The organism is Flavobacterium ajazii (assembly GCF_010614725.1).
Lineage (GTDB): Bacteria > Bacteroidota > Bacteroidia > Flavobacteriales > Flavobacteriaceae > Flavobacterium > Flavobacterium ajazii.
Window position 1 is genome coordinate 12,639 of sequence record NZ_JAAEHL010000003.1, and the last position, 20,378, is coordinate 33,016.

The window sequence follows — 20,378 nt, forward strand, 5'->3', positions numbered from 1 at the left end:
CGTTTAGCTGACTTATTTATAAGGACAATTATTAATTTACTTAATAAAGATAATTCTATGACAAAAAAAACATTTAGCAAAATAGTAATATTTTTTACACTATTTACAATAACTGGAATTTTAGGATTAACACTTTGGGATTATTTTCATGGTGGTGTACCAGGACATAACCTCTTAAAAAGAAAAGATTTGCCAAAAATTTCAAATTGGTGGGGATTATTATCAATTCCATTAGTAACCTTTATTTCATTAAAAAGAATTGAAAAGCGAATCGACTTTAAAACAGATTTCACTAATCAAATATTTTTTAAAAAACATATTGTGCCATTTTTAATTGCTCTTGTTTATGGTATTTTTATAGTTGTATTTTCTTCAACAGGAAATTCTAAAATATCCTATTCAATGTTTTTAATTCTATTTGTGGTAGCATTATTTGTTCCTATCTATAAATCAGAATATTTTTTAGGGTTTGTTCTTGGACTTACTTACACTTTTGGTGGAGCTCTGCCTGTAATCATTGCACTTGTTTTGTCAACTGTCTTCTATCTTTTGTTTAATTACATAGGACCAATTTTCGTATTTATTGGAACTAAAATTGGAGTTTTTGAAAAAGGTAAATAATTTAATGAGAAGCAAACGATTAAAATTATAAACAACAATATTAATGTCCAAAAGTCATAATTAATATTTAATACAAATAAAATGAAAAAATATACTTTACTCTTCCTCTTATTTTTTACCATTAACTTCATATCAACTTATAGCCAGTCTGGCACAAGTAAAAATATCAGCATATCCGAAAGTACTAAATATATTTATTGCGAACTGGTGCAGCAGGATGTATATCGGCTTGACGGAGTACGAACAACCATATTTCTAAATTTTGGCTCCAAATCAGAATACAAAAACCAGACTACAGAAAGCGATTTTATAAAGTTGCAAAAAGACGGAATGGACGCTTTAAACTATATGAGCGAAAATGGCTGGGAGGTCGCTTTTAAAAACAGTAGAGAAGCTGGTTCTGCAACTATCGAAACCATTTATTTATTACGAAGGAAACCTTTAGAAGAAAAATAATATTTTAATAGTATTTTAGAAAAAATATTACTTAAAATTTAATTATATGATTTTTAGAGAAGCAACAGTTGATGATATTGACAACTATATGGTTGTGAGAATGGCTGTAAAGGAAAATGTATTGAATAATCCAGCGTTAGTACCAAGAGAAGACAATGTGGAGTATTTAACAAAATATGGAAAAGGTTGGGTATGTGAAATTGATAATGTAATTGTTGGTTTTTCAGTTGTAGGATTGACGCAACACAATGTTTGGGCTCTTTTTGTGCTTCCAGAGTTTGAAGGAAAGGGTATTGGCAGAAAACTTCACGATATTATGATTAATTGGTATTTTAAACAGACAAGTGAAACTATTTGGTTAGGGACAGAGCAAAATACCAAAGCTGAAATTTTTTACAAAAACAGAGGTTGGACAATTGTAGGAATGCACGGATCTGACGAAACGAAATTTGAAATGGCATTTGAAGATTGGCAGAGAATAACAACGGACCACCGACATCAATAACTGTTGCAGGTGTTCCGTTTTTGAATGATAATAAAACAATAGACATAAAAGTGACTCTATCTTTTTACAATACTAATATAATGTGGATTTACAATTTTTATCAAATGCAACCAACCTTAAACTATTAGTAGCAAATCTGACAGGAGTTGTGATAGAAACCTCTCTCTGAATTTTTTAAGAGATATTACAGGTCCTTACCGAAACTTGAACAATAATAAAAAGCTATAATACAAGAAAAAAGTAATTGTAATTTCTTTGATATTTCTATTTATCCTTTTTTGACAAAATCACTTCCATAGGAAACAGACTATAAAGCATTTTTTCCAGAGTGCCTATGTTCAAAAAGTTCTAAGAATTTTAAAGATGATGAAAAGTACAAACGAAATTTAAGAAAACACTTTAAGCAACGACCTTTTGTTTTTCATATATTAAAAAGATAACTTAATTGTAATATACAATTAAGTAGAATAAAAATTACTATATTTGAGTATATTTAAATTTTTGGAAGATTTAGATTCAAAATAAAAGCTCTGTTATTCTTAAATTCAGGGCTTTTATATCATTTATTTTATATCAAAGAAGCGGAAAAAATGAGACCATCAATATCTTTGATACCAAATAACTTCTCTTAAAATCCTTTTTGTATAATAGCTCAATAAAATTAGAATTCACTTTTAATTCTCAATACAAATTTATTTAGTTATAATAAAAAAATTGACTATTATTAATCTAATAAAAAACGGATTTTTAGTTAATTTTTATTATTAAAGATACTTAGTATTTTGTTTTTAAATACTCTCGAGATGTACAACCAATTTCTTCTTTAAAGGTACTTGAAAAGAAGTCCGTGAAGAAAATCTAACTTTATCTCCTATTATATCAAGCGTTAACGAATCTAAAAGACACCTATCTTCTATTAGCTTTTTCATCTTCTATACTCAGTTTAGTACGTATTTTTGTCAATTTAACTTTAATATACTATTGAAACAATAATAAAGATGATGTTTAGGTACGTTCATAGATTAGTAAAGTCATTCTATTGAAAAATAAACATTTAGAAAAATTTTACTCATTTTTAATGTAATCTAAAATCGATTGAGATAATTCAATAAATCTTAATTCAATATCTTTTTGTAGGAGGCTTTTTGGGTAGATTTTTTTATCTAAAGCATCTGACATTTAGGCTAAAAAACTCTTAAAAAATCATTCGCTCTTATAGGCTGTATTTTTTCATTTTGTTGTAGAAAATAATCATTTATATTTCTTCTAGCGGTATTGCTATAAAACACAGCCGTTAAAAGATACTTTTTGATAAAAAACAACACATTGTGCATTAAACGAGGAAAGAACATAAATAAAACCTAGTCAAAAAATATAGAGTTACGGTTGATGCTCCAATTATGGTAAGTCATCAAAATTGCTATAAAAATAGTAAATACAGAAATATAGAGTACTACAAAGTTATTTTTTTTAACTTATAAATTATTGGCTTTTATGTTCTTAAAAGTTAAAAAATGCAGTTTTAAAAACAAGATTTTTTAAAATCAACAATGCTTGCTTTTTTCAAACCAAATATAAAAATATAAGATAATAATTGTTAAAAATATTTTCCATGCCAAATTCTTCGTTTTTGGACAATATTGAAGTGTAAAACATTATTTTGTAGGAAGATTTTACTTTTTTTTTGTGAGTACAAAAATCAATCCCATAGGTAGGTTTAATTTTAAAAACAAATAAAGCGAAAACAATGAGTAAAATCTACATAAGTAATAATCTAAGAGAGGACGTATACGTAATTGCCACAAAAAACACAGATTGGTTATTAGCAGATGTTGGTTTTGATACGATATCACTAGCCGCTAGCCTTGCTACATTAAATGCACCTGTTGCTATTAATTCGTTAAAAACTTTGTGGACTGCATTTAGTTATATCAAAACCATAGGTAAAGCCACCTATTTTCCAGCAGGAGTAGCTGTAAAAATATTTGACCAACTTCGTCCAAACGCAATAAAGATACCCTCACACGAATTTAAAGAAGTAACTAGTGACACTATATTGAAATACACATCTATAAGTGGCATTTTCTCTGAATTGGGAGCTTCAAACAAAACATTATTTATTTATACCAAAAACTTTCAATTCAGTACTACGTTCAATACAAATGATAACGATTCTTGGATTGTTATGGAACAAGGAGTTGTGAAAGCGAAATTTGGCACACTATGGCAACCAGAAGATAAAATTTACACTTTTAAATACGATAATATGGAAAATACAGATCAAGTTGTAAAAGCAATTTCAGATTTAAAAACAGTTCGAAAAGATTATGATAGTCTTTTAAATAAGATAGAAAACGAGACGTTTTCAATATCAGCTTGGATTGGTGATAATGTGTTTAGACCCGATAATCCAGAGAGAAAGAAAAATGCAATAGAAGCTATAAAAGGAAAGGATGGTATTATAACAAATATTGACATTGTTATTGACGAGTTAGATAAATTAAAAGATCTTTTGAAAGGAGATATTCAACAAATAATAAACAACTATGAGTCATGGAAAAAAGATGTTAATATTCAACTAGTATCCTTAAGTTTAACTGTACCAGCATTTCAGGATTCATTCACAAAATTTAACACAATTGATACAGTCGTTGGTATAGGAATAGGAATCTCGATATTTGCTGCACCTATTCTACCAATTGCATTAGCACTTTTTGGGATTATTGAAATAATTACGGCCATTTTTGCTGCGGAAGAAAGAAAAGATTTTTTTGAAAAAATAATGAATGAAACCAAAAAGTCAAATGAAAAAATAAAATCAGTTCGATCGGAAATTAATTCTTCTATGGAAAAAATTAAAACATTCTATAAAAATATTTTGACAACATTTTATGTTGCAGGATTTCTTACTGAAGTAGAATATAAAAAATTTAAAGAAATTGACACTAGCAAAGATAATGCTTATCATGAATTTACAGAGTTCATAATAATGCAAAGAACTGAAATGAACAAATGGACTGCTGCCATTAAAATGATAGAAAACACTGAAGAAGATGCTAAAGCTGATAATGAAGAATTTGACTTAAATACATCAATACGTTTCGCAGTCGTTAATCTTGATTCTATTACATATTATAATAAAAAAGAAAAAAAAGATATATTAAAAGCAATGTATTTATTGAAAGATGAATCAAAATCGGTTTCTGAAATTAGCTCTCAAACGGGTATTGAAGCTAAATACATAATAGATGCAAAAGCTGTTAATATGCTATTGCAAGGAAAAACACCAAGAGAAATTGCCGAGATGTTGAATATAGAAGAAAAGTTAGTTGAAGAACTTTCTAAAAAACACACATCAATTATTGATTTAATATCTAATAAAGCGTCAGCAGCTTAATTTTTTGAAGATAGGTTTTTAAAAGAAAAATCAAACAAATAAAGAATTAATTAAAATCATCAAAATGAAAAAAAAATCTATGCTTCTTTCTCTAGCTAGGGGGAAAACTTTAAAAATTGCATGTCTGCTTTTTTATGGCTTTTGTACGGCACAACTAGTGACTAATAATTGTGATAAAGTAAAAATTTCTGATGGACTTGCTGTAAAAGTTAACGGAAATTTTAGCAACACCGCAAATGCTGTTCTGGATATTAACGGTACATTAAATATAGACAGTAATTTGGTCAATAACGGAAGTGTAACAGGAAATGGCATCTTGCTTTATGTTTCTGATTTTACAAATTCTGGTAGTTTTTCGCCTGGTAATTCATCTGCAGGAGCATTGGCAATTAACGGTAACTTTAGCAATGGAACAGGTGTTTTAAATTTTAAATTAGCAGGTACTACAGCTGCTACTCAATATGACCAACTAAATATTACAGGCAATTTTAGCTGTTCTGGAACTATTAATGTAGCTACAATATCGGGATTTACGCCAGCTAGTAATACTATTTTTGAACTTGTTAATGCCTCAAGCCTTTCCGGAACTTTTGCTACAAAAAATTTACCTGCCAATTGGACTATAGAATACACCGCAACCAAAGCTTTGCTAAAGTATAACGGAAATTTAGCCAATGAAACCTTTGAAAAAAAAGCGCCAATAGTTTATTTTAAAAACCATGTTTTGTACATAACCTCAGAAATAGCGATACAAGATGTAACTATATATGATGTCAATGGCAAAAAATTGTTTTATCAAACTAAAATAAAAAACAATGATTATTCAAAAGAATTTCACTTAAATAATGGACTCTATTTTGTACATATTCTCGATGAAAATCACAAATTATCAATCAAAAAGGTCATAAACTAAAACAATAAATTCAAAATTACTTATATCATGAAAAATAACAAATTATTTTTAATTGCATTAATGCTTTTATGCGGAACCGTATTCTCACAAAATAACATGGGAATTGGTACCTTAACTCCTGATACTTCTGCCATCCTAGACGTAAATAGCACTACTAAAGGTATGCTTGTACCTAGAATGACAGCTACTCAACGTACTGCTATTGCTACCCCTGCTACTGGATTGTTAGTTTATCAAACTGATGGTACTTCTGGATTTTATTCTTATGATGGTAGTGCTTGGAAAAGTTTAATCGGATCAAGTACAGCTAATGCAACAGTTCTTCCTAATTTTTCTATCGGACACAATGTAACTGCTTCATCAACTCCAATAACACTTTACACAAGTGCTTTTACAACTACAACAGGGACATCTGTATCATCAGCAACATCTTTCTATATCCCTGGGGATATTACTTTTACCATAAATTTTTATTCATATGATGATGAAGCATATACCTATGAACTTTGGAATGTAGCTCCAGTTGCAAACGCTGTTAATTACACTACAACAGGTACAGTGCTTGCAACAGCTAATAGTACTGCATATTCTAGTGGTGCTCCCACTAATACATCATTTACTTATAGCGCAGTAGCAGGACAATTACTAACCATAAAAATATACAAACCTTCTGGAGTATCAAATACCACAACAGGAGGTTTCTATACAATGTTCTCGGCAAATTAGAGATACTCATCATAATTTTTGAAGTAAAAAAAAGATGAAGAAAAAATAGAGATTTTTCTTTTTTGAATAGCATAAAAAAATAGTATTAACGAGAAAGCCGAAAATCGTAACAAAGAGTAGGTCTTTTTAAATGAATTAAAATATTAAAGAAAAGATGGAAGATTATATAGGAGTAATTAAATTATTTTCAGGAAATTTCATTCCAAAAGGTTGGATGTTTTGTAACGGTCAGGAATTAGATATTGTAAAATATACCCCTCTATATTCAGTTATTGGTAAAAGTTATGGAGAAGCAAAACCCCATACTTTTAGAATACCCGATTTATGTGGTAGAGTACCCGTGGGCATTGGTAGTATTGATGAGAAATCTAAATCTTATTATATTGGAGAAAAAGCAGGAGAAGAAAGTACAATACTTAACTCTGCAAATATCCCTCCTCTTAGAGGTGGTTTTTCTGATAAGGCTACATTAGGAATACCTTGTGCAGCATCAGGAGGTGATAGCAGCCCTGTTGGTAAAACAATAGGTGATGGTAATACTACTATTTTTAGTAACGCTACGCCAAATCCTACAGACACACTTAAGCCGTTTAATTTAAACAAAGCAATAAGTGATGACCATATTGTTTACATCAATTTCAATAAAGAACCAATTGTGCCTGTTAGCAATGTTCAACCTGTTTTGGGAATTATTTACATTATTTGTTACCAAGGATTATTTCCCGAAAGAGAACAATAATAAAATTAGAAAGTATCAAACTCAATACTTATGAAAAGCAACAATTTGAATCCATTGACCAAAAAACATCAGGTAATTTCTATTTTATCTGCATTGTCTAATTGCAATCAAGGTATTGTAGGAAATACCGAAAAAGAATTGCAGGATCATTTATGCACGCAAGTAACTTCGGCTTTGAACAACGACATCATAAAAGCATACATTGGTGATTGGGATATTGTTTGGGGACCTTGTACTAAAAATAGTAAGCAAATAGGTAAAAACTTAAAAATTGAATTCGTTACAGACAATGCTATGTTTGTTGCAAAAGGTCAGGATCCTGATGATAAAACTAAAACACTTTACGTAATTTCTATTTCAGGGACTAATCTTATTTCAAAATTTGGATGGCTTGATGAAGATTTTAAAGTTGAAACTAAATTTATGAAAAGTTGGAAAACTATTCCTAATGCAAAAATAGCAGGTGGTAGCTATGATGGAGTAAAAATTTTGAAGAATTTAAAAAACGATAAAAATCAAAACATCATTTCTTTTTTAAATCAATTACCATTAGACCAAAATACAGAAGTAGCAACTTGCGGACATAGTTTAGCAGGTACTTTATCTCCATTATTAGCTCTTAAAATAATTGAATGGAAAGAAAAAGAACACAAATCATTTTTAGTTTCTACCTATCCAAGTGCAGGTGCAAGTTCTGGTAACAAAGCTTTTGTAGAATATGCCGAAAGTAAATTTGGCAACCATTATCATTCCGTTATTAATAATTATGATATAGTTCCTCATGCTTGGAACTCTAAAACGCTTTTACAAATTCCAGATATCTATAATACTGCTCCATTCGGATTTTTAACTATTTCAGAAAAGGTAAAAAAAGCTTTGGAATATTCAGAAAAAAATTGTTTAAAAAATAGTGAATATACCCGAATTTTTGATGGAAAGTCACAAGAATATAGATTTTATGGTGAGCCAGAAGTAGCTGCAACTTTTATTCGCGAAGCAGGATTTCAACATATTGATGCTTATAATTCACCCAAAGCTTTTCATTATGATGATGGAGTAGCTAATGCAGTAAACGTATATTTGGGACATTAATAATGAAAAGAACTTTTTGTGACATTTTAAAGTTAACTACTTAGTTTTTTTAACAACTAAATAGTTAACTTTAATAACTAAATAATCACAAACCGTTGTATTTTTAAGATTTTCTAAGGTTTAAAAGACTAATAGCTCTTTATTTTGATAACAAACATTAGTATTAGGCGATAGAAAACGTTAGAATTAGACGATAGAAAACGTTAACACAGCTTGCGTTTCATCTGAAATGTTATCGACTACCCGATTGAGAGTGGTTGTAAGTGACGAATGTTGCTTTGTAATTTTCAAAAATAGTAGCTTGCTTAATTAGAACTCACTTTTAATTCTCAATACAAATTTGTTTAGTTATAATAACAAAAATGCTAAATCAAAAAAATAATGACAGCTTAGGATTTTGTTTTTAAATATTCGCCAGGTGTACAACCAACTTCTTCTTTAAAGGTACTTTGAAAAGAAGACCGTGAAGAAAATCCAGCTTTATTTCCTATTGCATCAAGCGTTAATGTATCTAAAAGACCATCTTCTATTAGTTTTTTTGCATATTCTACCCTCAGTTCTGCTCGTATTTTTGTCAATTTAACTTTTAATATACTATTGAAACAATAATAAAGATGATGTTTGGGTACATTCATAGATCGGGAAAGTTCTTCCATTGAAAAATTAGCATTTAGAAAAATTTCACTCTTTTTAATGTAATCTAAAATTGATTGAGATAATTCAATAAATCTTGGTTCAATATCTTTTTGTTGTAGCTCTTCTTCGGGTAGGTTTCTTTCTTCTTTATCTAAAACATCTGACGTTTCGGTTGAAAAAACATCTTTTACTTCAGGTTGTATTTTTTCATTTTGTTTTACAAAATAATCATTTATATTTCTTCCTCTTTGCGGAATTCCATACAATAATTCAGGAAAAAATAACATGCTTAAAGGTATTATTAACAAGCAAAAACTAACAATATCCATTGGTAAACTAGTTTTAAATTGCCTAAGATCTGGATTTGGTTCCTTCAAAAAAGAATAGGAAAGTATCGCAAAAGAAACAATTATAAAGACAATTATAAAGACAAAACTAAAGAGCCATATTAGCATTTTGCGAGTTTGCTTTTTAGGAATACGATTATTGGTATTCATTTTAGCCCAAAAACGAAATAACATAATAAGTACCGATACAACATAAATACAAAGCAAAGCAGGTCTTGCAATGATGTTTACAATATTAGGATAAAGTCCTACTGTAAACGTTTTTGCAACCATAGTATCTTTGACTATTCTATGTGCCAATGATAATTTGTAAGTAAAAGGCGTTAGTAGGTAAGGTGTTATACTAACCAGATTGACAAAGGCTGGAATCAAGTGTAAACAATCTTTTTTGGTTAACTTACTATCATCAAATAAAGTACCTCTCACATAAAAATATAATAATGGCCCAATCAAAAAACCAATCGGAGCGGTATTATTATAAAAAATAGCCAGTAAAAACACACTCTTTTTAAAAAACAATACATAGTGTATTAAGGAATATGATGAGAGTACATAAATGAATCCGGATAAAAAAATGGAATTACGGTTAATATTCCAATTATGATAAGTCATCAAAATTGCCAGAAAAATAGTAAATACCGAAATATAAGGGTGCATCAAAGTTATTTTTTAAACTTATAAGCTATCGGCTTTTAAGTTCTGCAAAGTTAAAAAATACAGTTTTAAAAACAAGATTTTTTAAAATCAACAATGCCTGTTTTTTAAAATTAAGTATTTACTGGCAAAATATTTTTGTTTGCCAAAATCTTCATTTTTGGACAAGCTTTAAATCTTTACACAAGTATGTTTTTAAAGGTTTTTGTTGTTTTGCAAGTTCTTAATTTCTAATATACTTTTATGGAAAAAACACTACTCTTTGATTTTTGGAAAGTCTTTCAAAAACTTAAAATGCTATTGCTCCTTTTAGCACTACTCTTGACTCCGTTGTGGGGAAATGCACAGAATGGACACACAATACTAAATACCGCCAGTGTGGATTTAAGAAGTTCATACAACTTTGGCGAACATTGGAATGCTAAGATTGTTGGTTCTAAATTGTATATTTCGGCTATGATTGCCGATGGTGATCCAGAAAACATGGATGATTATCTAAAAAGATTATACATTAGCGTAGGTGACGAAGGTGATATTTTTCATTTGACTAAGCTTCTTTATTTGCCAAACATGAGTACTACTATTTTTCTTACCTCAGGAGATGGCGATCTTGATGATAGTTATTGGTATTTCGATTCCTATAGAACCGCAGGGCCTAATAATATTTCGTACTATGAAGGTAAAAGATACGGAGACAAAGGTGTGTTGTATATTACCTACCAGCTTCCGGCAAAGTTTTTAAATGGAAATCAGCTTACTATTGGTGGTGAGGCAGAGACGCTTGACAATGGTAATGGTGGCAAAAGTGGTAAAACTACTTATTTAAATGCTTCTTTGAGTACTCCAACTTTACCTGGTATGCCAACCGTAAGAGCGACTCAAGGTTGTAATTCAGTAAAATTATCCTGGGATAAAATGACTATTCCTTCGAGTTTTAATTCTGGCGATTTTAAGTATGTAGTCGATAACGGCAGTGGTCTTAATACCGAGGTATCAATTGACAAGACTAGTTTTGTGATAACAGGTGTTACTGGTGCTATTAGTCCAATTGTACGGTTGTATTGGCAAGGAACTTACATAGACGAAGCTTCTACCGAAGGTTCTGCCTACGACCCGTTGCCTATACCCGCCGATTTGACTGCTAGTACGACCAAATGTGATGGTTCAGTCGATTTAAAATGGCAATGGATGCAAGCCAGTCCGAGTAATTTTGTGGTGTATAGTTCTACTAGTCCAAATGGTGTTTTTACGGCTTTATCCGATGTTATTTCGGGGTCTAAACGTTCTTATACTATTACCGGACTTACTCGTGGACAAAAATATTATTTTAAAATAGCCGCCAATGGAGGGAAATGTCCTGATGCCAAAGGCGATAAATCGGAAGATGCTACAATGGGAATTTCTCCTGCTAATCCAGTAGCACCCACAAATGCCCAAATGGTTATGGTTACAGGTGCTGACTCTGGAGTGAAACTATCTTGGAATGAGTCTCAGTGGAGTTTGGAAGATTTTGAAAAAGCAACCGATCAGAAATACAAAATTTTTAGAAAGGATTTAAAAAAAGGTACTGAAACAACTATCGAGTTACCAATAGGTGATTTCTACGAAGGGCAAATTAAGGATCAAGTAGCCGGAAACAACGGGTATTTGCTAACTTATACAGACAAAGAAATAAGTACCTGCGAATCGTATTCGTACAAAATTGTAGCAGTAAACAGTTGTCAGTCGTCTGCAGCTGCAGTTTTTGTTCAGGACAATGCTTCAGACAAATTGAGTATTACCAATATTGATCTTTCGAGTGTGTTTTTGGCTAATAATCTGGAAACCTCAAAAGGATATTTTGGGAATTTAGTACAATTGGACTGGAAAATCGATGAAAATGCCGACTTTGTAGGCAATTACAAAATTTATCGTCGAGTGTTAAACAGCACAGTTGCTCCCGAATTGCAAGCTACAGTTGATAAAACCGTTCGTTCTTGGGCAGATAATAAAGCCATTGCACAAACACTTTATGAATATTTTGTAGTAGCTACTGCCGATTGTGGTTTAGAAAAAATAACCAGTTATGATATAAACGAAGTTTCAGGGACTCCATACACACAATTAACAGGGGTAAAAGGCCTGGCAGCAGGTATTGGGTTCCGATTGCCATCGGCAGTTGTAACCGGGAATGTAACATATGTAGGCGGTGTTGCCGTACCTAATGTAAAGGTGGTTGCCGAGAAAGACGGAACAGCTACAGGAAATGCTTTGGCTTTTGATGGTGTAAACCAAACCGTAAAAATCAATCCGAACCAAGAAAATATTGTGTATAATACAACCGGAATCTCAGTTTCGATATGGGCAAAACCAAAAGCGTGGACTTCTAAACAAGTTTTAGCCAGTCAGTCAGGTGTTTTTGAAATGGCCTTGCATAATGAAAGAGTAGAAGTTACTATCGCCGGAACTACTATAACTTCAAAAGCAAAACTGGTTGACGGTAATTATTCTAATATTTTTGCTACGTATGATAATAGTAAATTAGTATTATACATCAACGGAAAACTAGATAAATCGATTAATGCTAATGGTGCATTAACAGCCAATGTTAGCAATGCTATTTATTTAGCAAGTAACGGGTCTGGTGATTATTATAACGGATTGTTAGATGAATTCCGTATTTACAAAAACGCTCTTACCGCTGCAGATGTAGAACGAGATTACAGCCGATTGGTGCAGGCCGAAACTCCAAATATTGTTGGAAACTGGCGTTTTGATGAGGGGGTTGGGCCTTTTGTATTTGACTCGTCTAAAGAATCGGGTGTCTTTAATAAAATTGATGGCGATTTAATTGGTGCTACTTGGAGTAAAGAAGTTCCTTCGAGAGAACAATTAGGTTTTGCAGGATTTACAGATAAAAACGGAAATTACGTTATCGAGGGTATTTCTTACACTGGTTCGGGAGAAAATTTTAGTATAACACCAACTATAACGCTTAGTGGTGCTATTCATGCCTTTTCGCCAAGCAATCGTGTTTTATTTTTAGGTGAAGGCAGAAGCATCGAAAACAATATCGATTTTATCGATCAGTCTTCCTTTAATGTAACAGGAACCATTCGATATGATTTTGATAATACCGAAAATGACCCAACTCATTTTCAGAGTTCGGGCTCAAAAGGAGTTTCTATTTGGTTGGACGGAACACAACAATTGATGAAAAACGGACAAGCAATTTTATCAGATGAGTTTGGACAATTTCAAGTAGTTGTACCTATTGGTAAACACTTTTTAGAATTTAGAAAAGACGGACACACGTTTGTAAGCAATAAATTTCCAGCAACAGGTACTTACGATTATCAGGATATTTTGTCTGGCATAGAAGTCTTAGACAATACCAAGCATACTCTTACAGGTTGCGTAGTTGGCGGATTGGTTCAGGCGAACAAAAAATTAGGATTTTCCGATTATAAAGGAAAATTACAAACAGACGTACAACGTATTAACAATATTGGAGCAACTTATTTTACATTGACTTCAAAAGATACTCGTATTAAACGTTCAGTACAAACAGATCCTGAGACGGGAGAGTTTGAAATTAAGTTGCCTCCAAATGAGTACGAGTTCTCAGATGTGTCTTTTATTGGAGACGAAGCAAATCCAGCTGATGATAAAATTTTGTTTTTATCAAAAGACATATCTTCTATAAAATTAGACGATGATGCGGCCTATAAAGGAATTGAAGAAGAAGAGCCTGTTTTGGTTTCTGGAGGGTATGTTGCCCAAAAAGTAAGATACAACGCAGCCAAACGATTGATTTATAGAAGCACCCCAAGTATGGTGGTACAAAGTAATACTTCGTTAGATTATTTACCTAACACCCAAGAACTTGATAGTAATGGAAATATCATTACCGAAAAAACATTAGTGGGAGAAACTACGGTAAAAATATACGACAAAGAATTATCTAAAGACATTAATTTACCTACCAAAACATTGCCATATCCTGCTTTTTTACAAGGAAAAGGGTATCAGGTAACGATTAAAGCGGTTGAAAAATATGCGTATTACGGAACAAAACCTGTCAAAAATCCAGCTACAGATCAAGTACCAGTTTTGGATGGTCAAGTTACGATAAGCAACAATATAAGTGCTAAAGCAGATGGAGGTTCATCAGCAGCTTATCAGTTAACCGATGAAGAATGGGTTACTCTTTCAGGAAACACACATCAGTTTGATTTGCAAAATGATGGTAGTGTCAACTATAATTTTGTAGGTGGAGATCCAGATTTAATTCAAGGTTCTGGTGTTGAAGATACTTTTGTGAAATCAATGTCAATTACCTTAAAAACGGGCGATTATACTATTTATTGGCCTAATTCAAATGATGCTTCCAAAGGATATAAGGCGTATGTTTTGGGAGGTTCTAAAATGCCCGGTACCGATTTTATTACTGAAGCACCTGCTTCTATAACCACTACTATTAGAATTCCCCCAGGAAGCGGCAGTAGCGTAACTTTAGAAAAAGGGAGTACAATAACCAAAGAAACTACTAGCGGTACACAAGCAGGTGGAGATTGGAGTTTTGGTGCGGGAGTTGCTTTTGATTATGAATTAGAAACTCCTTTAGCGGGTCTTCATCTTGGTAAAAGTGAAAATCAAGTAATGGCTACCACTTATGGTTCAAGGTATTTAGGTAATGAAAAAACAAGTGCGAAAGCAAATAGTACAACACAAAATCTTACGATTACAGCCGAAGATGCTTTTGAAAAAGGCGATTTCTTTATTGCCGATTCTAAAAACATAGAAATTGGTCGGGCTAATAATTTAAAATTTATTTTGGCTAATAAATGTGTGGGATGTGTAGGGCCAAAAGTAACTGGAGATGATGGTCAAGAATACATTTTGAATAAAGGCGAAACTTATTACCAAAAAGAAAAAGGCGAAACCTTATTATTATATTCAGAAGACCATATCAAAACGGATATAATTCCGAAATTAGCAGCCATTAGAAATAGTCTTTTTATAGACCAGGCCAATGTATATGTTACAAAGTTGGATGCTTCAAACCCATTATATGGAGTAAATAATGACGATCCTCGTTTGGGAACTTTGGCGAATCAAAATGATTATACGAAAGATGATGCTGCAGATGATACAGGAGCAAGTTATAGTTTCAATCGATCAATAGCTCCTAAAACAAACGGTATTATTCAGGATAAAGTACGTTGGTATAATACTCAGATTAGAGCTTGGGAAGAAATTTTGATGACGAACGAAATTCAAAAATACACCGCTATTTCTGGTAACAAACCGAAACAGAAAAATATTTCTATTAGTTCAGGAATTGCATATTCTAACACTTCGACTACCGAAACTACCGAAACCACCATATCTTCTACTGAAGTGATGGCGGGAGCTTCTGCAGATGCAGAGGGGAAATTTTTATTAGGAGCAGGAGTTTTAATAGGCCCAGCCTATAGTATTCACGGTGGAGGAGATAAAACTTTTAGCGATAGCGCAAACGACACAAGCATTAACACCGTTACAACATCTTATACAATACAAGATAATGATAAGTACAATGCTTATAGCATGAATATTTATGACGGAAAAGGTAGTGATGGCCCTATCTTTCAAATTGTAGGAGGACAAACGTCTTGTCCTTTCGAAAGAGAAAAAGAATTAGAAGTAACCAAAGAACATACATATTATTTGGATTATTGGATAAAAATGTTTCCAACAGTTTTAGATGAACAAATAAAAAGTATAAAGAATAAACATCTTGTTGTAAGTCCTTTAGGAGTACAAATGATTGATAATCTTGACGAACAAAATCAAGAAATTGAAGCTGTAACTGCAGTTATCGAAGAGAAAAAAGCAATTTACAGCCAGTTATTGACGATGTATAATGATGCTGAAAAACCGTTATTAAGCAAACGTACCGTTCAAATCGAAAAACCGGGCATATTGGTAAATGGTAACGACAAAGCCACAATGGTAAACGTACCATCGAGCAAAGCCGCTACTTTTGATTTAGAATTACGCAACGAAACCGAGCTAATTCCTTCTTCGACAGATCAGGAGATTACGTATCAAATGTCGGTAGATCCTGCATCTAATCCTGATGGTCTGGTGGTATTACTGAATGGAGAAACCTTGGTGAAACCTGTGGAGGTTTCTATTCCTTTCGGACAAAAAATCCGTCAAACCTTAACTGTTTTACGAGGACCAAAAGAATACAAATACAAAGATTTAACCTTAGTTTTAGAATCAACCTGCGACGAAAGTATCCACAAAGAAATCACTATGGATATTGAATACATTCCGGTTTGTTCTGAAGCAACTATTGTTAGTCCAGGAAATAATTGGACTGTAAATTATGATGGTAATAACCGTTTACCGATTAAAGTAAACAATTACGATGTAAATTATCAAGGGTTTAAAGGAATTAAAATTCAGTACAAACGTGCTAGCGAATCAGAGTCTAGCTGGAAACTTTTAGAAACCTATTATCGAAATGATGAGGCACGTATCAATGCTGGTTCTGAAGAAGTAGCCAGAAAAGCGCCTTTATTAACAGAACAAGGTGGTACAGACTTTATTTACAATTGGGATGTGTCCAAACTAACCGATGATTTGTATGATGTACGTATCCAGAGTATGTGCCAGGGAGAGGCTGATGATGTTGTTTTTACATCCCCAACTATTACGGGGATTATCGATCGTATCAATCCAAGTTCGTTTGGTGCCCCACAACCTTCAGACGGAATCCTATCTGCGGGTGACGAAATCATGATACAATTTAATGAACCTGTGAATGCTGGTTTGTTAAATCCGTACAATTTTGATATTCGAGGTGTCATTCAGGGGGGCGAATTAAAACATCCTGCCAGCGTTTATTTTAACGGTGACAATGATTATATGGAAATACCAGAGGGTATTCAATTAAACCGTCGTTCATTCTCACTTGATTTTTATGCTAAACGTAAAAAAACAGGTTCAGAGATATTGCTTTCTCAAGGTAGCACCGAAGCACAATCATTAAGTGTTGGGTTTAATGCTGCTAATCAATTTGAGGTTGCTTTGGCGGGTGTCAAATTAAATTCGGTTAAAACGATTCCAGTCGATGACACATGGGTACATTATGCTTTTGCTTATGATGCAACAAGCCAAGAAGGTAAATTGTATATCAATGGATTATTAGATGTTGTAAAACAAGGTTATGCTCCAAATTATGAAGCAACAGGTAAAATTTTTGTTGGAAAAGATGTTTTATCGAGAGCATCTTCTTTCAAAGGAAACATGCACGAATTACGTTTCTGGGGCAAATCACTCACAGTATCTCAAATCAATGTTGTAGCGACAAAACGTTTGAAAAATAATGAGCCAGGTCTTTTAGGAAACTGGACAATGGAAGAAACAGAGGGTGTTATAATCAATGATATTGTTAGAGAACGTCACGCACAATTAATTTCGGGTTCTTGGCAAGTGGCTTTGTCTGGCAATGCGTTGTCAACTTCGGCTACTAATGCCCCATCAATTAGCTCGCCTGCTTATTTGGATGTAGCCAATTTTAGTATCGAATTTTGGTTTAAAGGCGATAAAACTACCGGAACAACTTTGTTGTCTAATGGTAAAGGAGACGATTTGGACTTAAACAAAAATGGTTGGTCTATTCGTGCCAATGCTTCAGGCTTATTAGAGGTTTGGAACAACAACAATACGTTTACGGCATCGCCAACCAATTATTTTGATAATCAATGGCATCATTTTGCGTTAGTTGTCAATCGTGCGACAAATACGGTTTGTTTTATTGATGGAAATCAACAAAATACTATTGAAACAGATAAAACTGGATTTATTGGATTTGGTGGAGCGGCACTGCATTTGGGTGCTATGGGCTGGGTAGATGCCTTTGGAACCACACATCAGTCACAACATTTTACAGGTTCATTAGACGAGGTTAGAATTTGGCAAGGTACTCGTTCTGCCTTACAAATTAAGCGTGATATGCATTATATGTTAACGGGCGATGAGGTTGGATTGGATTTGTATCTCCCTTTTGATAAATACAAAACTACAATGGGTATCGAAATGCTAGAAGCTTCAAAAGCCTCTGCAGCTACCGGAAATACTGCAGTAAAATCTAATGGTGTGGCTGCAGAATTGAATGGACAACTGGCTTATATGCAAGATACTCCTTTGGTAAAATTGCCAAGACCGGTTAGAAAAGTAAATTTTGGTTATTCGGCCAATCAGGATAAAATTATTTTAACGACTACCGATCCTGACAGTATTCTGGAAAATGTTATTTTGGATATTAGCGTGACCGGAGTACAGGATTTGAACGGAAATATCATGAGAGCGCCTGTAAGCTGGACAGCTTATGTAGATAAAAATCAGGTAATTTGGACAGAATCGGATAAACATTTTGCTATAGAATCAGGTGCAGGATTTACATTCGAAACCAGAATCGAAAACACTGGTGGAAAAGTGTTTAATTTCAACATTAGTAACCTGCCTTCGTGGCTTACTGTTAGCCCAAGCAGCGGTGTTTTGACTCCTGTAAGTTCAATTCCGGTTACATTTACCGTTGATAAAAATGTGAACATTGGGAATTATGTTCAGGACATTTTACTGGAAACAGAATTTGGATTTGCCGAGGTGCTAAATCTTAGTTTGGATGTTGCCAAGCCATTGCCTGCAGATTGGAAAGTTAATCCGGCTAATTATCAATATTCGATGAACGTCATTGCACAATTGAATATTAACGGAGATGTTTCAAGAGATCCTAATGATCAAGTAGCTGCTTTTGTTGGTGATGAATGCCGTGGAATTGCAAAACTAACCTACATAAAAGCCTTAGACAATTATCAGGCTTATGTGAGTATTTACAGTAACAAACCTTTGGGAGAAGCTGTAGAGTTTCGTATCTGGAATGCCAGCGACGGACAAATTCACAGGGATGTGACACCATCTTATACTTTTGACTCGAATACGGTAAAAGGAACTGCGATTAATCCGGAAATGCTTAAAGCAGTAGATGTTATCGAATATACGTATGATTTGCCAAAAGGCTGGACGTGGATTTCGTCTCACTTAAATTATAATTACAATCCGAGTAAACAGCTTACAACAAACGATTTGCTAAAACCAATCAAAGCAGTAAGCGGCGATTTGATTCGTGGTATTGATGCAGTAGATAGCTATAGCACTAAAGAAGGATGGTTAGGAACACTTACTGCCAAAGGAGGTGTTAAAAATGGAAGCGGTTACAAAATTTATGTAACAAACGAAAATCAGTTAAAATATAACGGACTTTTATTAAAAGGAAGCGATGTAAAAATTGATTTGGTAAAAGGTTGGAACTGGATTGGTTACATTGGTTTTAAAAATACGCCAATCAATCAGGCTCTGGCTGGTTTTGCAAACGTACAGGAAGGAGATGTTATCAAAAATCAATATCATTTAGCGATTTACAACAAGAACATTGGTTGGGTCGGCGATTTAACAGCGCTAAAACCAGGTGAAGGATATATGATGAAAACAGCTTCTGATGGACATTTTTATTATCCAAATTTGAGTTATTCGGCGACTAGTAAAATGTTAAATAACGAAAATCTGTACGCAAATCAGACTATAGAAGCGGTTACTAAATATGCTAATACAATGAACGTTATTGCAGAAGTAGCAGGCGATAATCAATCGAAAAACAATTATTTGAAAGCTTTTGTTGGAGAAGAATTAAGAGGTCAGGCGCCTGCTATTTACAATCCAACAACAAACAAAACCTCGTATTTTATGACTATTTATGGTAGTAATGATAACGATAAAGTGCATTTCGAATTTTTAAACGATGAAAAATCTGCTGCAATTAATGAAATAGTCACTTTTAATAATAATGTGGTTATCGGAGGTTTGACAACTCCAAAAGAGTTAACAATTGCTTCAGAAATACCTCAAGAAGATGTAATGAGTTTAATGGTATATCCTAATCCGTTTGCCAATGTGATTAATATTGATCTTTATCAAAATCATAAAATTAGTAGTATTGGTATAGCAGACATGAAAGGAGCTACTGTTAAAACTAATAAGGTTTTGCCAACAGATTCTAAAGTAATCATAAATGTATCAACCCTTCCTTCGGGAGTTTATTTGGTATTGTTTTATGATTTTAATGGAGATGTGCTGGAGTCCAAACGTATGATAAAAAACAGATAAACCTTCTTAATTGGGTTAATAACACTGCTATGAATTTTGTAGCAGTGTTATTTTTAAAACTTTTGCCAACGATTTACAATGAAATTATTCGA

General features: G+C 32.9%; 10 protein-coding genes. 9 read left to right on the forward strand and 1 reads right to left on the reverse strand.

What is annotated here, in order from left to right; all coding sequences use genetic code 11:
- The first annotated feature begins 57 nt into the window (after nt 1-57).
- From GWR14_RS05480 to GWR14_RS05515, 8 genes are all read left to right on the forward strand, one after another.
- The gene (locus GWR14_RS05480; protein WP_163408068.1) at nt 58-621 is read left to right on the forward strand and encodes a hypothetical protein; all 564 of its coding nucleotides are present in this window, start codon (nt 58-60) and stop codon (nt 619-621) included.
- An 81-nt stretch (nt 622-702) separates the two neighbouring features.
- Entirely contained in the window at nt 703-1,077 is a 375-nt protein-coding gene (locus GWR14_RS05485) for a hypothetical protein (RefSeq protein ID WP_031456949.1), read from the forward strand.
- Nucleotides 1,078-1,123: 46 nt separating this feature from the next.
- Entirely contained in the window at nt 1,124-1,582 is a 459-nt protein-coding gene (locus GWR14_RS05490) for a GNAT family N-acetyltransferase (RefSeq protein WP_031456948.1), read from the forward strand.
- A 1,747-nt stretch (nt 1,583-3,329) separates the two neighbouring features.
- Nucleotides 3,330-4,979, forward strand: coding sequence for a hypothetical protein (locus GWR14_RS05495; RefSeq protein ID WP_031456947.1), 1,650 nt, complete (start codon nt 3,330-3,332; stop codon nt 4,977-4,979).
- Between the two features lie 64 nt (nt 4,980-5,043).
- Nucleotides 5,044-5,892, forward strand: a complete 849-nt coding sequence (locus GWR14_RS05500; RefSeq protein WP_163408069.1) for a T9SS type A sorting domain-containing protein — start codon at nt 5,044-5,046, stop codon at nt 5,890-5,892.
- 27 nt (nt 5,893-5,919) lie between these two features.
- The gene (locus tag GWR14_RS05505; RefSeq protein WP_163408070.1) at nt 5,920-6,618 is read left to right on the forward strand and encodes a hypothetical protein; all 699 of its coding nucleotides are present in this window, start codon (nt 5,920-5,922) and stop codon (nt 6,616-6,618) included.
- A 154-nt stretch (nt 6,619-6,772) separates the two neighbouring features.
- Nucleotides 6,773-7,357 carry a phage tail protein gene (locus tag GWR14_RS05510; RefSeq protein ID WP_163408071.1) on the forward strand — a complete coding sequence of 195 codons (585 nt, stop codon included), beginning with the start codon at nt 6,773-6,775 and terminating at the stop codon, nt 7,355-7,357.
- A 30-nt stretch (nt 7,358-7,387) separates the two neighbouring features.
- Nucleotides 7,388-8,449 (forward strand): lipase family protein, encoded by a 1,062-nt coding sequence (locus GWR14_RS05515; RefSeq protein WP_163408072.1) that lies wholly within the window; start codon nt 7,388-7,390, stop codon nt 8,447-8,449.
- A gap of 389 nt (nt 8,450-8,838) precedes the next feature.
- On the opposite strand, the gene GWR14_RS05520 is transcribed toward GWR14_RS05515, so the two are convergent.
- Nucleotides 8,839-10,089, reverse strand: a complete 1,251-nt coding sequence (locus GWR14_RS05520) for a helix-turn-helix domain-containing protein (protein ID WP_031456942.1) — start codon at nt 10,087-10,089, stop codon at nt 8,839-8,841.
- A 240-nt stretch (nt 10,090-10,329) separates the two neighbouring features.
- On the opposite strand from GWR14_RS05520, the gene GWR14_RS05525 reads away from it, so the two are divergent.
- A complete protein-coding gene (locus GWR14_RS05525; RefSeq protein WP_163408073.1) occupies nt 10,330-20,286 on the forward strand; it encodes a LamG-like jellyroll fold domain-containing protein in 9,957 nt (3,318 codons plus the stop codon).
- The last annotated feature ends 92 nt before the right edge of the window (nt 20,287-20,378 follow it).

What these genes read in the sequence shown, in the direction of transcription:
- GWR14_RS05495 (WP_031456947.1), top strand. Translation starts at nt 3,330, where the DNA reads ATGAGTAAAATCTACATAAGTAATAATCTAAGAGAGGACGTATACGTA.
- GWR14_RS05510 (WP_163408071.1), top strand. Translation starts at nt 6,773, where the DNA reads ATGGAAGATTATATAGGAGTAATTAAATTATTTTCAGGAAATTTCATT.
- GWR14_RS05505 (WP_163408070.1), top strand. Translation starts at nt 5,920, where the DNA reads ATGAAAAATAACAAATTATTTTTAATTGCATTAATGCTTTTATGCGGA.
- GWR14_RS05490 (WP_031456948.1), top strand. Translation starts at nt 1,124, where the DNA reads ATGATTTTTAGAGAAGCAACAGTTGATGATATTGACAACTATATGGTT.
- GWR14_RS05515 (WP_163408072.1), top strand. Translation starts at nt 7,388, where the DNA reads ATGAAAAGCAACAATTTGAATCCATTGACCAAAAAACATCAGGTAATT.
- GWR14_RS05480 (WP_163408068.1), top strand. Translation starts at nt 58, where the DNA reads ATGACAAAAAAAACATTTAGCAAAATAGTAATATTTTTTACACTATTT.
- GWR14_RS05520 (WP_031456942.1), bottom strand. Translation starts at nt 10,089, where the DNA reads ATGCACCCTTATATTTCGGTATTTACTATTTTTCTGGCAATTTTGATG.
- GWR14_RS05500 (WP_163408069.1), top strand. Translation starts at nt 5,044, where the DNA reads ATGAAAAAAAAATCTATGCTTCTTTCTCTAGCTAGGGGGAAAACTTTA.
- GWR14_RS05485 (WP_031456949.1), top strand. Translation starts at nt 703, where the DNA reads ATGAAAAAATATACTTTACTCTTCCTCTTATTTTTTACCATTAACTTC.
- GWR14_RS05525 (WP_163408073.1), top strand. Translation starts at nt 10,330, where the DNA reads ATGGAAAAAACACTACTCTTTGATTTTTGGAAAGTCTTTCAAAAACTT.